Annotated in this window: 10 protein-coding genes; 5 read left to right on the forward strand and 5 right to left on the reverse strand. The window is 49.6% G+C overall.

Annotation, left to right across the window (positions count from 1 at the left end; genetic code table 11):
• The first annotated feature begins 96 nt into the window (after positions 1-96).
• Complete coding sequence (locus AGRI_RS10430; RefSeq protein ID WP_008984904.1) at positions 97-1,164, forward strand: M20/M25/M40 family metallo-hydrolase; 1,068 nt, start codon at positions 97-99, stop codon at positions 1,162-1,164.
• On the opposite strand, the gene AGRI_RS10435 is transcribed toward AGRI_RS10430, so the two are convergent.
• Positions 1,157-2,026 (reverse strand): matrixin family metalloprotease, encoded by an 870-nt coding sequence (locus AGRI_RS10435; protein ID WP_193353435.1) that lies wholly within the window; start codon positions 2,024-2,026, stop codon positions 1,157-1,159. The genes AGRI_RS10430 and AGRI_RS10435 overlap by 8 nt on opposite strands.
• A gap of 141 nt (positions 2,027-2,167) precedes the next feature.
• On the opposite strand from AGRI_RS10435, the gene AGRI_RS10440 reads away from it, so the two are divergent.
• Positions 2,168-2,608: an NfeD family protein gene (locus tag AGRI_RS10440; protein WP_008984906.1), complete on the forward strand. Its 441-nt coding sequence runs from the start codon at positions 2,168-2,170 to the stop codon at positions 2,606-2,608.
• Positions 2,609-2,628: 20 nt separating this feature from the next.
• A complete protein-coding gene (locus AGRI_RS10445; RefSeq protein WP_008984907.1) occupies positions 2,629-3,558 on the forward strand; it encodes an SPFH domain-containing protein in 930 nt (309 codons plus the stop codon).
• Positions 3,559-3,604: 46 nt separating this feature from the next.
• Here the strand turns inward: AGRI_RS10445 and ubiK are convergent, their stop codons facing one another.
• Positions 3,605-3,892, reverse strand: a complete 288-nt coding sequence (gene ubiK / locus AGRI_RS10450; RefSeq protein WP_008984908.1) for a ubiquinone biosynthesis accessory factor UbiK — start codon at positions 3,890-3,892, stop codon at positions 3,605-3,607.
• Positions 3,893-4,009: 117 nt separating this feature from the next.
• Between ubiK and rep the strand changes: the two genes are divergently transcribed.
• Positions 4,010-6,025 carry a DNA helicase Rep gene (gene rep, locus AGRI_RS10455; RefSeq protein WP_008984909.1) on the forward strand — a complete coding sequence of 672 codons (2,016 nt, stop codon included), beginning with the start codon at positions 4,010-4,012 and terminating at the stop codon, positions 6,023-6,025.
• Positions 6,026-6,047: 22 nt separating this feature from the next.
• On the opposite strand, the gene AGRI_RS10460 is transcribed toward rep, so the two are convergent.
• Positions 6,048-7,916, reverse strand: a complete 1,869-nt coding sequence (locus tag AGRI_RS10460; RefSeq protein WP_040291802.1) for a sensor domain-containing diguanylate cyclase — start codon at positions 7,914-7,916, stop codon at positions 6,048-6,050.
• Positions 7,917-8,096: 180 nt separating this feature from the next.
• Positions 8,097-8,492, reverse strand: a complete 396-nt coding sequence (locus AGRI_RS10465; protein ID WP_040291831.1) for a c-type cytochrome — start codon at positions 8,490-8,492, stop codon at positions 8,097-8,099.
• Between the two features lie 555 nt (positions 8,493-9,047).
• On the opposite strand from AGRI_RS10465, the gene polA reads away from it, so the two are divergent.
• The gene (gene polA, locus AGRI_RS10470; protein ID WP_008984912.1) at positions 9,048-11,840 is read left to right on the forward strand and encodes a DNA polymerase I; all 2,793 of its coding nucleotides are present in this window, start codon (positions 9,048-9,050) and stop codon (positions 11,838-11,840) included.
• A gap of 795 nt (positions 11,841-12,635) precedes the next feature.
• On the opposite strand, the gene yihA is transcribed toward polA, so the two are convergent.
• Positions 12,636-13,259: a ribosome biogenesis GTP-binding protein YihA/YsxC gene (gene yihA / locus AGRI_RS10475; RefSeq protein ID WP_008984913.1), complete on the reverse strand. Its 624-nt coding sequence runs from the start codon at positions 13,257-13,259 to the stop codon at positions 12,636-12,638.
• Positions 13,260-13,412: the final 153 nt, after the last annotated feature.

The raw sequence follows: 13,412 nt of genomic DNA on the forward strand, positions 1-13,412 counted from the left end.
GCTTTGCCGGTCATTATCCGTATGATGTTTGCATTCAATGACACGGTAGCCACCACCGCTGCCGTGCGGCTCTCTTAGATATAACGGGAAACACAGATGGTGCTACTGAAAAAACTACGCTGGCCACTGGCCCTTGTAGTTATTGCTACCCTGGCTTACTACGGCCTGAAACCCTACTGGCTAACACAGTTAACCCAGCAGGAAAGTGCCAGAATTATCACGCTGAAGCAACAGGCCGTACCGGCAGCACCACTGCAACGCCTTGATGCTGAAAGAATGATGGCCGACCTGAGTTGGTTAGCGGCAGCTGAGCGGCAAGGGCGGGCTCCCGGTACTGCCGGTGGTATTGCCGCCAGACTCTGGATTGCCGAACAATTTGCGACTATCGGTTTAGCTCCCGCCGGCAGCGAGGGTTATCTGCACCCCTATAGCGTAACCGAGCATTTTTCGTTACGCCGCTGGTTCAGGGGTAAAAACGCGGTGATCCCCGGCGTAGCAGATGCGGCCAACGTACTGGGACTGTTAGCTGGTACTGAACCGGGTTTAAAGCCACTGATTATCACCGCCCACTATGATCACCTCGGCATGCACGGCGATACCATCTTCTATGGCGCCGACGATAATGCCTCTGGCGTCGCCGCCATGTTAGAACTGGCACGTTACCTTAAGCAACAGCCACTGCGTCACTCTGTGCTGTTTGTCGCGTTAGATAGCGAAGAAAAAGGCTTACAAGGCGCAGTAGCGCTGTTTCGCACCGGCCTGTTTGATGCTGACCAACTGCGCTTTAATATCAATATTGATATGCTAAGCCGTGATACAGAGCAGCAGCTATTTGCGGTTGGTAGTTATCATCATCCATGGTTACAGCCTCTGCTACAGCAAGTGCAACAACAGAGTGCGGTCAAGCTGATTGCGGCCCACGACCGACCTTGGTACAAAGCTGGGCATACTCAGGATTGGACACTTAGCTCGGATCACGGTGTCTTTCACCAACAGGGTATCCCTTTTATCTATTTTGGGGTGGCGGATCACGCGGACTACCATACCCCGAGAGACACGGCTGATAAGGTGGATGTGGCGTTTTATCATCAGGTGGTGGAAACCGTGCTGAACTTTTTACAGGTTCTGGATCAACAGCTAGCCGAAAAAGATCGGCTTAATTAACACAATATTGCTGCCATAACTTAAAATCGGTGGTGGTCAGCCATTGCTGACCGCCATGTAATTGAGCATGCATTACCGCCGCCGGATCGTCACTGTGTGGTAAGCCCAGCGCATGGCCAAACTCGTGTTGTAGCGTAACCAGTAAATCCTGTTGGTCCGCGAAAGCATAGATCACCATCTGGCGCTGCGCCTGTCGGATACTCATCACACCAAGCTCGTGGCTGCCGATCACTTGCTGCTGCGGTAGCAAATTATTGCGTTGGGTCACCATTTGCTGCAAACGCTGTTGCTCGGCGTTCAGCTCATCCGCCTGCTGCATCAGCACTCTTTGTTCTTCTTCCAGGAGCCGCCACTGTCGCTGCAGAGCAGCCGGGAGAGTTCGTGCTCCTTGTTGCTCCAGAGTTTGTAACTGTTGTTGATACTCCTGCTGCAACTGCTGTACCCGGCTGTTTTGTTGCTGCACCTGTACTAACTGGCGCTGATACTGCCGCTGCAGCACCTCCAGATGTTCGTCATAGCGCTGCACATTACGCTGTAACAGCAAACGTTGCGCTAATTGCTGCTGCCGCTCATCGTACTGAAAGTGGATTGGAAAGCCTTGCGCGGCGTCATAAGTAAACAGTTGTTGGCCAGTAATCCGGTTCCATTGCTCAGCCGCTTCGGTGATCAATGCCAACGCCTGAGCTTCCGACAACCGGAAGGCCGGATCCAGCGTTGCCAGACGCCAGGCAACCGGCGTCTGACACAAAGACCCGTTAACTGCTGACCTGGTGGTAGATTGCTGTTCCCGGTGACTAAAACTACTCCAAAGCAACCAGGCCAATCCCAACCAAAACACTAAACGGAAAAGCGTTCTGAGCATAAATCTATTGTTCTTTGCCACAAGCAACTCATAACTTAGTGTGACATACACGGTTACAATTAGTTGTAAATTAACAGTTACCAAATTAAATTTTTCACACTACACTGTAGTGTAAAATCAGCTCGTTAACAGGAGAGAACTTTGAGCGCTGCAATGATTTGGATCATTATTGGTGTGGTGCTAATTCTCAGCGAATTATTAGCCACCAGTATTGTCGCTGTCTTTCTGGGATTGGCCGCTATCGTTGTCGGTATCTTACTGCAGCTCGGTTGGATTGAAGCCGCCAGTACCCAGTACAGTATCTTCGGTATCGTCAGTCTGGTACTGCTATTTACCGCCCGTGGCCGCTTTAAACGCTGGTTTGTTGGCTATACCGCCGACAAAGGCGAACATCCATCACGCTTTACCGAAGACATTGGCGACACTGTTACCGTGTTAGCCGACTTTCAGCACGGCCGTGGCCGGGTTGTATTAAACGGTGTGCAGTGGGATGCCCAATCCAGTGACCCGTTAAAAGCCGGCGATCTGGCGCGGGTCGTTGCTAATGAGGGTATTCATCTGACCGTTGTCAAAGTTCATTAACGAAAAAGGAATCGTAACTTATGGAACAATTAGATATTCAAACCATTCTGACCTTCGGCTTTGCGCTGGCGGTGGTGATTACCATTTTCAAGTCGGCCCGGGTGGTCCCTCAACGGAGCAACTTTGTCATTGAGCGCCTCGGCAAGTACTCGCGCACCCTGGATTCCGGCTTTCATATTCTGATCCCGTTTATCGATAAAGTGGCTTATATCCAAACGCTGAAAGAAGAAGTGATCGACGTTAACCGTCAGACCTGTGTTACCCGGGATAACATTCAGGTCGGAATTGATGGCATTTTATATCTACAGGTGATCGATCCGATGAAGGCCAGTTACGGCATCAATGATTATCGCTACGCCGCGGCACAGCTGGCTCAAACCACCATGCGTTCGGTGATTGGTCAAACTGACTTAGATAAAACCTTTGAAGAGCGGGCCAAAATCAACGAAGAAGTAGTACGGGCACTGGACGAAGCCGCCGGCCCCTGGGGTGTGAAAGTGTTACGTTATGAAATTGCTGATATCGAACTGCCGATCAGCATTAAAGATGCGCTGGAACAGCAAATGCGCGCCGAGCGCGAGCGACGCGCAGCCATTGCCAAGTCAGAAGGTGAACGTCAGGCAATGATCAACGTCTCTGAAGGTCAGAAACAGGAAGTGATCAACCTGTCTGAAGCCGACAAACAGCGGCAAATTAACGAAGCTGAGGGCCGGGCACGGGAAATTGAACTGATTGCCGTCGCCACAGCAGAGGGTCTGCGTAAGATCGCCGAGGCGATTAACCAGCCAGGTGGTCAGGAAGCGGTTAGTCTGCGGGTAGCTGAGCAATACGTGAAAGAGTTTGGCAACCTGGCTAAAGCCAATAACACGATGATTGTACCAGCAGAGCTGGCGAATATCGGTGGCGCGGTAGCCGGTTTAACAGAAATCCTGAAATCTGTACAAAAATAAACAATTAACTGCGCCGGCCAACACCGGCGCAGCTTTTAGGGTTGCATTACTGCTGATCTGAGCTGGGTAACTCGTTTTGACGGAAGTCTTGGGTTTTTTCAGCCAATAATGCCGCCAATTGTTGCTCCATCACTTCAACTTTCTCACGGGTACGCAATAGTACCTGACGCTGTACATCAAACTCTTCCCGACTAACAAAGTCTAAATCGGCCAGCTTAGCTTGCAATACCTGCTTAACCTTGCCTTCCAGCTCATCGGCAAACTGTTTGAGCTGTGGAGGAATAACAGCCCCAATCTGGCGGGCGATCTCTTCAATTTTTTTTGGATCCAGCATCTCGTTCTCCAGGGTTTTCGATGATGTTGGTCTATTCTACGGCCTAAATGGCAGAACGCGAATGAAATTTCTGGCGGCAGGCCTTACAATGCCAACCCGGAACGAAAGGCAGGTTAGATGAAATTAAATCCACAGCAAGATGCAGCGGTAAAATTTATTGGCGGCCCCTGTCTGGTATTGGCAGGCGCTGGCAGCGGTAAAACCCGGGTCATTATCAATAAAATCGCTTACCTGATTCAGGAGTGCGAGTTGCCGGCACGACATATCGCCGCCGTGACCTTCACCAATAAAGCCGCGCGTGAAATGCGGGAGCGGATTAACGCCCAATTGCCGAAAAGTGCCACCCGTGGCCTGACCATCTCGACCTTCCATACCCTGGGGCTGGAGATTCTGAAAAAAGAATATCGCCAGCTTGGTTACAAAGCTAACTTCAGTTTGTTTGACGATCAGGATAGCTTTGCGCTGTTAAAAGAACTGACCGCTGGCGAGTATAACGGTGATAAAGAGCTGATCCGCAAGCTACAAAACCGGATCAGCAGCTGGAAAAACGACCTGACGCTACCCGAACTGGCGCTGCAACAAACGCAGGATGCTGAGACCATTAGCCTGGCGAATTATTATCTGCAGTACAGTAAGATGCTAAAAGCCTGTAATGCCTTTGATTTTGATGATCTTATCCTGCTACCGACCCTGTTATTTCAGCATCAGACCGAAACCCGCGAACGCTGGCAGCAAAAAATCCGCTATTTGTTAGTCGACGAATATCAGGATACCAATACCAGTCAGTATGAACTGGTGAAATGGCTGGTTGGCGAGCGGCGCCGCTTTACCGTGGTGGGCGATGACGACCAGTCAATCTATTCCTGGCGCGGTGCCCGGCCGCAAAATCTGGTGCTGTTGAAAAAAGACTTTCCTGAGCTGCAGGTCATCAAGCTGGAACAAAACTACCGCTCCGCTGAACGCATTTTGAAAGCCGCGAATATTCTGATCGCCAATAACCCGCATGAATTCGAGAAAAAGCTGTTTAGCGTCAATGGCTATGGCGTACCACTTAAAGTACTGCCCTGCAAACATGAAGACGATGAAGCCGACAAGGTCGTAGCCGAAATTATCTCGCACCGTTTTAGTAACCGCAGCCAATACCGAGATTATGCCATCCTCTATCGCGGCAACCATCAGGCGCGGGTATTTGAAAAGGCGCTGATGACTAACCGTATCCCCTACCGCATTTCCGGTGGCACCTCCTTTTTTGCCCGTAGCGAAATTAAGGATGTAATGGCTTATCTGCGCTTGCTGGTCAATCAGGATGACGATAACGCGCTATTGCGGATTATTAATGTGCCGCGGCGGGAAATCGGCCATGCCACGCTGGAGAAAATCGGTAATCTTGCTAATCAACTACAGATCAGCCTGTTCGCCGCCTGTTGTCACCCAGAGCTGGCACAGGTCTTACCGGCGCGTAGCCTGCAGACGGTAACGCGATTTGCTGACTGGATTAATCAGCTGGCAGATAATGCCCAGCGCGCTGAGGCCAGCGAAGCGATTCGCGATTTGATCCGGCAAAGCCATTACGAAGCCTGGCTATTTGAAACCAGCAACAGCCCGAAAGCGGCGGAAATGGCGTTGAAAAATGTCAACGAGCTGTACCGTTGGATAGTCGAAATGCTGGAAGGCAAAGATGACGAGCCGGCGATGACTATTAACGAAGTCGTTAGTAAGCTTTGCTTACGCGATATGTTAGAGCGCCAGGAACAGGAAGATCAGGCCGATCAGGTGCAATTGTTAACCCTGCATGCTTCAAAAGGTTTGGAGTTTCCCTACGTGTTTATGGTTGGGATGGAAGAGGGTATTTTGCCGCACCAAACCAGTATCGATGAAGATAATGTCGAGGAAGAGCGCCGGCTGGCCTATGTTGGCATTACCCGGGCGCAGCGTGAGTTGATCTTTACCTACGCCCGCGAACGCCGGCAATACGGTGAAACCATTAAGCCAGAGCCCAGCCGCTTTTTACAGGAGTTACCGCAGGATGATTTGGAATGGCAAAAGCCGGAGCAGCCGAAAACGGCTGAGCAGCGCCAACAAACCGCCGCAGCGAATATTGCCCGCTTACGGCAATTATTAAATAAAAACTAAGTCGTTACCGGATGACCGGCACTTAATTACTCAGCGCCTTTAACATCTGGTCGCGCATTTCCGGCTGGAATACCGCGTAGCGGCCCCGGCCCAGCGCCTTGGCATGATACATAGCCGCATCGGCATCGCGTAACAGCGCATCGGCGTGGTGATATTCGAGCGTCAGTGGTGCTATGCCGACGCTGACGCCAGACTGGGTTTTATGACCGTCTAATTGATAAGGTTGGCGGAACTTATCAATAATCCGCTGTGCGACCTCTTCGGCATCCTGGGCATGCTGTAAATTAACCAGCATCACCACGAACTCGTCCCCCCCGAAGCGCGCAGCCAGATCATGCTCGCGAATCGCACTGAGCAAACGTTTACTGCTTTCCACCAGAAAGGCATCGCCAATATGGTGGCCGAGCGTATCGTTAATTAACTTAAAGCGGTCCAAGTCCAGAAATAACAACGCCATACCCGGATGAGCCTGACGTTTACTTAGCGCAAATTGTTGTTTTAATTGCTGCAAGAACATTTGACGATTCGCCAGCCCTGTTAATACGTCATGATTAGCATCATAAAACAGTTTTTGCTCAGCTTTTTTCCGCTCTTCTACCTGCAAGCGTAAAAACAAATTGGTTTGGCGCAGCTCCCGGGTGCTTTCAAACACTTTGCGTTCCAGTTCTTCCTGATGCTGGCGTTGCCGCTCTGCCGCTAACTTGCGCTGAATGGCGACAGCGATATGCTGTGACACAAAACGCAAAATGGTCAGCTCCTGATCAGTGTATTGATAGCCAGCCTCGTAGGATTGCACCGCTATCACTCCGATCACTTTCTGGTCAATTTTTAGTGGCGCACCCAGCCAGCTGCTGGAATATTTAGAAGGCCCGCCCAGATTACTTATGCCGCGGCGGATTTCGCCGCGTTCAACCAATTGCTGTGCTTCATCATTATTAATTAAGCGCGCTTCGGCACACCGAATCACATATTCGGTAAAACCTTTACCCAGCGGCCGGTCAACTGCCGCCGGACTGTATTGGTCAAGGTAAAACGGAAAGTTCAGTTTAGTGCCGTCCTGACTTAGCAAAGCAATATAGCAATTGTCTGCTGCCATCAAACCACAGAGCACATTATGCATGGCGCGGTAAAAAGCTTGCATATCCTGACTGCTGGCGGTCAGTTCCGAGATCTTATACAGTGCGGCTTGCAGTTTTTCAGCGTGCGTGCGTTCTTTAATTTCTTTTTGTAAAGACTCATTAGTCTGGCGTAACTGCAAGGTGCGTTGTCTTACTGTGGTTTCCAGTAACTCACGGCTCTTTACCCGATCAAGTGCAATCACCGTATTACTGCCAATGCTGTTGAACAATTTTAAATCATGTTCGTTATAACGGTATTGGCTATCGTAGGACTGGATTGCCATCACCCCGATAACTTTATCATCCCGCCATAGCGGAATACCCATCCAATGGGCAGACGGTGAGCCTTGTGCCAGAATTTCGCCGCTTTGCACCAAAGCATCAAATTGCGCTTCGTCGCAGAGCAAAGGCTGCTCAGTTCTGGCGACATAACCTGTCAAACCCCGTGAAAAAGCACTGGACGGTACCGAAGCAATCAGCTGTTGATCTTTTTCATCTGAAAAATATTGCAGGCTATATTGACCCGTTTCACTGTCATACAACACAACATAAAAATTTTCGGCGTGCAGTTGTTCCGACACCATCTTGTGGATGGCCGGATAAAATTCAGCCATGTCGCTGATGCTGCTGGCTAATTCTGAGAGCTGCAACAAAGCCCCCTGAATGGTGTAGGCTTCTTTAAAGCGCTCAATCAGGGTTAGCAACCGCCGTATTTTGGTGGAAGCGCGTTTAAGTTGATGCTGAAGTGTTTCTAAGTTGTTCAATCCCGCCATTCCGTTGCGAATAAACACTGGTCAGAGCAATAATAATAAAGTGTTATTATGCACAAAGTTTAGACGCAGGGAAGAGATAGCAAGGAAATATCACTAAATTAGTTAAAGAAGATCTTTAAACACTGCAGAGATAAAAAAACCGCAGCAAGCTGCGGTTTTCCAAAGCGCTTTAACGATGATTTAAACACCGTCTGTCATAAAGCGAATCGCGGCAGCAATTTCATCCTCAGAACAGGTAGTACAAGTGCCCATCGCTGGCATATTGTTAAAACCTTCCATAGAGTGTTTCAGCAGCACGTCGAATCCTTGCGCTAAACGTGGCTTCCAGGCCTCTGAATTAGGCTTGGGGGCGTCCAGTGCGCCGGTACCATGACAAGCAAAACAGGCCGACTTATACACTTGCTCACCACTGCGTGGACCCGCTGCGACGGCTTCTGTGGCTGCCGCTGCACCAGCAACATAAACCTGACCCACTGGCGCGATCCGCTTAGCGATAGCGTCAGCTTCCTGTTCGGTACTGGCCTGCAAACCTAGTGTTGTCAGCAGCATTGCTACTGCAAGTGTCAATTTCTTCATAATGTCGATCCCGTGCTGAAAGCCATACTGATTTGCTGGCATTATAGCCTGCCTTTGCGGCAGAACGGAAGAGTTAGCCGCAGCAGGCTTTTAACGCCTTAATTTTGTCAAATGATCCTGACAATAGCGTGCTAAGCCTTATCAAACTTGCTTTATGCCGTTTTATACAGCAAATAGGATTTTTAGGAGCAAAATTTTTTAAAATTTACTCTGGGCAAAGCCGCTGATTGTGATAGTCTGTTCCACCTGCATGGAGTTGCAGGCAGCTTTTTGTGAATGGACTCCGGGCGAAAGCTCAAGCGTTTTCCACATTACGCAATGCTGAAAAAATAAGAATAAGGGCACTTGCAGTTTCGTTCCTTTCTTTATAAAACAAACACTTAGAATTACACCAGCCTCATGCTGTTTACTACAGCGTGTCGGTTAGCTATTTTTTTGCACAAAGTTATCCACAGCTTACTCCCGATTTTGACTGCCGCAACCCGACTTGTTCAGCTAGCCGGATCCGTGTAGCTATGGCATCCTATATCTCAAACTCCGCGCAGGGCAATCATCATGGTCTATATCCCCAAAAATCCGCTGATCTTGGTCGACGGTTCTTCTTATTTATTTCGTGCTTATCACGCGCCACCACATTTAACGAATTCGCGTGGCGAAGCCACAGGTGCCATTTATGGCGTGGTCAATATGTTGAAGAGCTTGCTCAAACAGTACCAACCAACACAAATGGCGGTCGTGTTTGATGCCAAAGGGCCAACATTTCGGAATGAGATGTATGCCGAGTACAAAGCCCATCGGCCACCGATGCCTGATGACTTACGTAGCCAGATTGAACCTCTGCACAATATTATCCGGGCCATGGGTTTGCCGTTGTTATGTATCAGTGGTGTGGAAGCTGATGATGTGATTGGTACGCTAGCGCGGCAGGCCAGCGCGGCCGGACGGCACACCCTGATTTCAACTGGCGATAAGGATATGGCGCAGTTGGTCGATGAGCATGTCACGCTAATTAATACCATGACCAATACGCTGCTCGATCCCCCTGCGGTGCTGGAAAAATTCGGTATTGGCCCGGAGTTGATTATCGATTATCTGGCGCTGATGGGTGATAAGGTGGATAACATCCCGGGTCTGCCCGGAGTAGGTGAGAAAACGGCAGCGGCTCTGCTGCAGGGGTTGGGTTCAATTGAACAGATTTACCAACAGCTGGATCAGGTTGCAGCACTGAGTTTCCGCGGCGCCAAAACTATGGCAGCCAAACTGCAGGAATTTGAAGCCCAGCTGAAACTGTCATACGAGCTGGCAACGATTAAATGCGACGTAGCGCTACCCTGCACACTGGATGAATTACAAATCCAGCCAGCTGATCAGGCACAACTAGCTGAATTATATCGTGAATGTGAGTTTAAACGCTGGCTGGCTGAAGTCTTAGCCAGTAGCCAGCACAGTGCCGGAGCGTCAGAGAGTCCGGCACAGGATGCCAGCGCAAGCGAGACAGCCGATAAGACGCCAACGGAAGTGCGGCAGGTGATTGATCGTCAGCAATATCAAACCATTCTGACGTCAGAGGATTTCGAGCAGTTACTGATAATCCTGGATCAGGCAGAATTAACGGCTTTTGATACTGAAACCACCAGTCTGGATTATATGCAGGCCGAGCTGGTTGGTTTATCTTTTGCTACCGCCGCCGGTCAAGCCTGGTACTTGCCGCTGGCACATGATTATCTGGGCGCGCCGGCGCAACTGGATCGCCAGCACTGTTTGCAACGCTTAACACCCTGGCTGGAAAATCCCGCTAAAGCCAAGGTAGGTCAGAATCTGAAGTACGATCAAAGTGTGCTGGCACGCTATAAGATTGCGCTGCGGGGTGTCAAGTTTGACACCATGCTGGAGTCCTACGTACTTAACTCCGTTGCCGGCCGCCATGATATGGATAGCCTGGCGTTGAAATATCTTGGACATAGCACTATCAGCTTTGAAGATTTGGCCGGTAAAGGCGCCAAGCAACTCACTTTTAATCAAATTGAATTGGAAAAGGCTGCTGAGTACGCCGCAGAAGATGCCGATGTGACATTACGGCTGCATCAGACATTATGGCCTCAGCTACAGCAGAGCGCCGGATTGGTTAAGGTTTTCAATGAAATTGAACTGCCATTGATTGCCATTCTGTCAGATATTGAACGTCATGGAGTACTGATAGACAGCCAATTATTGGCTGAGCAAAGCCAGCAGTTGAGTCAGCGGATTGCCGAGCTGGAGCAATTGGCTTATCAGCAAGCCGGCAAAGAATTTAATCTGGCCTCCCCGAAACAGTTACAAGAAATTCTGTTCGAGCAGATGAAGTTGCCGGTACTGAAAAAGACACCCAGCGGCACGCCATCAACAGCAGAAGAAGTGCTGGCAGAGTTAGCACTGGAATATGAATTTCCAAAACTGATCACGGAGCACCGCGGCCTGAGTAAACTGCGTTCCACCTATACCGAAAAATTACCGAAGATGGTTAATAAGGCGACGGGCCGGGTGCATACTTCCTACCACCAAGCGGTCGCTGCCACGGGCCGCTTAAGCTCCACCGAGCCGAACTTGCAGAATATTCCGATCCGCACCGAAGAAGGGCGCCGGATCCGACAAGCCTTTATCGCGCCCAAAGGCAAATTACTGATGGCCATCGACTACTCGCAGATTGAGCTGAGAATTATGGCGCACCTGTCGCAGGACAAGGCGTTACTGGATGCGTTCGCCAAGGGACTGGATGTACACCGGGCAACCGCCGCCGAAGTATTTGGCGTCAGTCTGGAGCAGGTTACCGCCGAGCAGCGGCGAAGTGCCAAAGCCGTAAACTTTGGTTTAATCTATGGCATGTCAGCCTTTGGCTTAGCCAAGCAACTTGGTATTGGCCGCGGTGAAGCTCAGCACTATGTTGACCGCTATTTCGAGCGTTTCCCAGGTGTACTCGATTATATGGAGCGCACCCGCAAACAGGCGCATGAACAGGGCTATGTTGAAACCCTGTTTGGCCGTCGCTTATATCTGCCTGATATTAATGCTAAAAATATTGGCAGACAAAAAGCGGCGGAACGGGCTGCGATTAATGCACCGATGCAAGGCACGGCGGCTGATATTATCAAACTGGCAATGATTAAGGTACAGACATGGCTACAGCAGCATGCTGCTGATAAAGCTGCCATGATTATGCAAGTACACGACGAACTGGTGTTCGAAGTGACGGCGGCAGATGTCAGTTGGTTAGCTACCGAGTTGAAACAGCTGATGGCCAGCGCAGCCAAATTGGATGTGCCTTTACTCGCCGAAGTAGGCTATGGCAAAAACTGGGATGAAGCACACTAGGGCGTGTTGACGTTTGCTGCTTGTTTTTGCAGCCGTTTGGCTGGTGTTTATACAAGGCAGAGCTTGTGATGTGTAGTTATTCTACATGAACAAGCGATAACGCAGTAGAAACGCCAGCCAAACGCTGCCCGAAGGGTTCGCGCTGGCGGCGCTTTGCTCTTTGTCACTCGTCACTTATTTAGAATAACTAAACTGCGCTCCTCGTTTCGCGATCAAAGCGCCGCCAGTGCGAACAAAATCTAAGCAGAAAACGTCAACACGCCCTAAGCAGATGGTAATTTAATTACATAAAAAGCCTTAAAAATGCAGCACCTACACTTTTATGTAGTTTTATTACAAAAAAACCTTGCAATCGCTCAGAAAATGACTAGAATTTGAGTCGTAGGGTACAGAGGTAAGATATTCTATCTTTCACCCGGGGTGTTTCACTCCGGATTATGAAAGTAGGCTTTATTTAGCCGCCCCGCTGCTTGCAGCGGGGCGTTTTTTTTATTTGTGTTTGAAGCCCGCAACACAAAACAGAATGCGCGCCAGAGCATATTGCAGTAGACCGTCTGTGTTACCCAATAACATTTTTTAGAGTAAATACTTCAAACGGTGCAATATTGCTGTTATACTGCACACGTCTTAGCGATAAGACACCCTGTTGATTTGATTTTATATAGCTTCTCCCCGATTGCTATGACCGACCCTCAGGGGTCGGTTTTTTTTGCCTGTTGGAAATCAGCAATAAAAAACGGCTGGTTCTTTACAGATAGCCAGCCGCTTATGGGTGGAAATCAGGATACAGTAAGGTCAGGTTGTTTCGTCTGTCAGATCGGTAAACCAGCCGTTCAGTACTTGCTCAAACTCAGGTAACCCCAATTTGCTCAGTGAGCTGAAGAGCTGCACCTGCACATCACCCATAAAGGCTAATGCTGCTTCGCGTACTTCCAACAAAATCTTTTTCCGTGCGCCCGGGCCAAGCTTGTCGGCTTTTGTTAACAGTAGCAATACCGGTAACTTACTCTCTACCGCCCAGAAAATCAGCTGTTGATCTAAATCTTTCAGCGGGTGCCGGATATCCATTAATACCACCAAGCCTTTTAAGCTCTGCCGCTTTTGCAGATATTCCGATAACGATTGCTGCCATTTCTCTTTTACTGCCAAGGGTACTTTGGCAAAACCATAACCGGGCAAATCGATAAGTCGTTTATCCGGCGCCAGCTCAAAAGTATTAATTAACTGGGTCCGGCCAGGTGTTTTACTGGTACGAGCCAGATTATTCTGTCGGGTCAGCGTATTCAGCGCGCTGGATTTCCCGGCATTTGAGCGGCCGGCGAACGCGACCTCAGTACCGGTATCGGCGGGCAAAGCCCTGATATCAGGGGCGCTGGTCAGAAAACTGACCTGCTGAAAATTGAACTTTGGCTGTGACACAAGCTACTCCGGCTGGTAAATTGAGGTTATTGTAGCGGATCTGAAGGATCGGAAGAAGCTTTTGACTAAAGGATGGGATTTTACTTTGGGCAGTTTCGTGTAAAATAGAGCAAAAATCACCTTAATATAATTCATTGCAGCCAGATCGCTGGC

The organism is Alishewanella agri BL06, assembly GCF_000272005.1.
In the GTDB taxonomy this organism is placed as follows: Bacteria; Pseudomonadota; Gammaproteobacteria; order Enterobacterales; family Alteromonadaceae; genus Alishewanella; species Alishewanella agri.

What these genes read in the sequence shown, in the direction of transcription:
- polA (WP_008984912.1), top strand. Translation starts at nt 9,048, where the DNA reads ATGGTCTATATCCCCAAAAATCCGCTGATCTTGGTCGACGGTTCTTCT.
- AGRI_RS10430 (WP_008984904.1), top strand. Translation starts at nt 97, where the DNA reads ATGGTGCTACTGAAAAAACTACGCTGGCCACTGGCCCTTGTAGTTATT.
- AGRI_RS10435 (WP_193353435.1), bottom strand. Translation starts at nt 2,026, where the DNA reads ATGCTCAGAACGCTTTTCCGTTTAGTGTTTTGGTTGGGATTGGCCTGG.
- AGRI_RS10460 (WP_040291802.1), bottom strand. Translation starts at nt 7,916, where the DNA reads ATGGCGGGATTGAACAACTTAGAAACACTTCAGCATCAACTTAAACGC.
- AGRI_RS10445 (WP_008984907.1), top strand. Translation starts at nt 2,629, where the DNA reads ATGGAACAATTAGATATTCAAACCATTCTGACCTTCGGCTTTGCGCTG.
- AGRI_RS10465 (WP_040291831.1), bottom strand. Translation starts at nt 8,492, where the DNA reads ATGAAGAAATTGACACTTGCAGTAGCAATGCTGCTGACAACACTAGGT.
- rep (WP_008984909.1), top strand. Translation starts at nt 4,010, where the DNA reads ATGAAATTAAATCCACAGCAAGATGCAGCGGTAAAATTTATTGGCGGC.
- ubiK (WP_008984908.1), bottom strand. Translation starts at nt 3,892, where the DNA reads ATGCTGGATCCAAAAAAAATTGAAGAGATCGCCCGCCAGATTGGGGCT.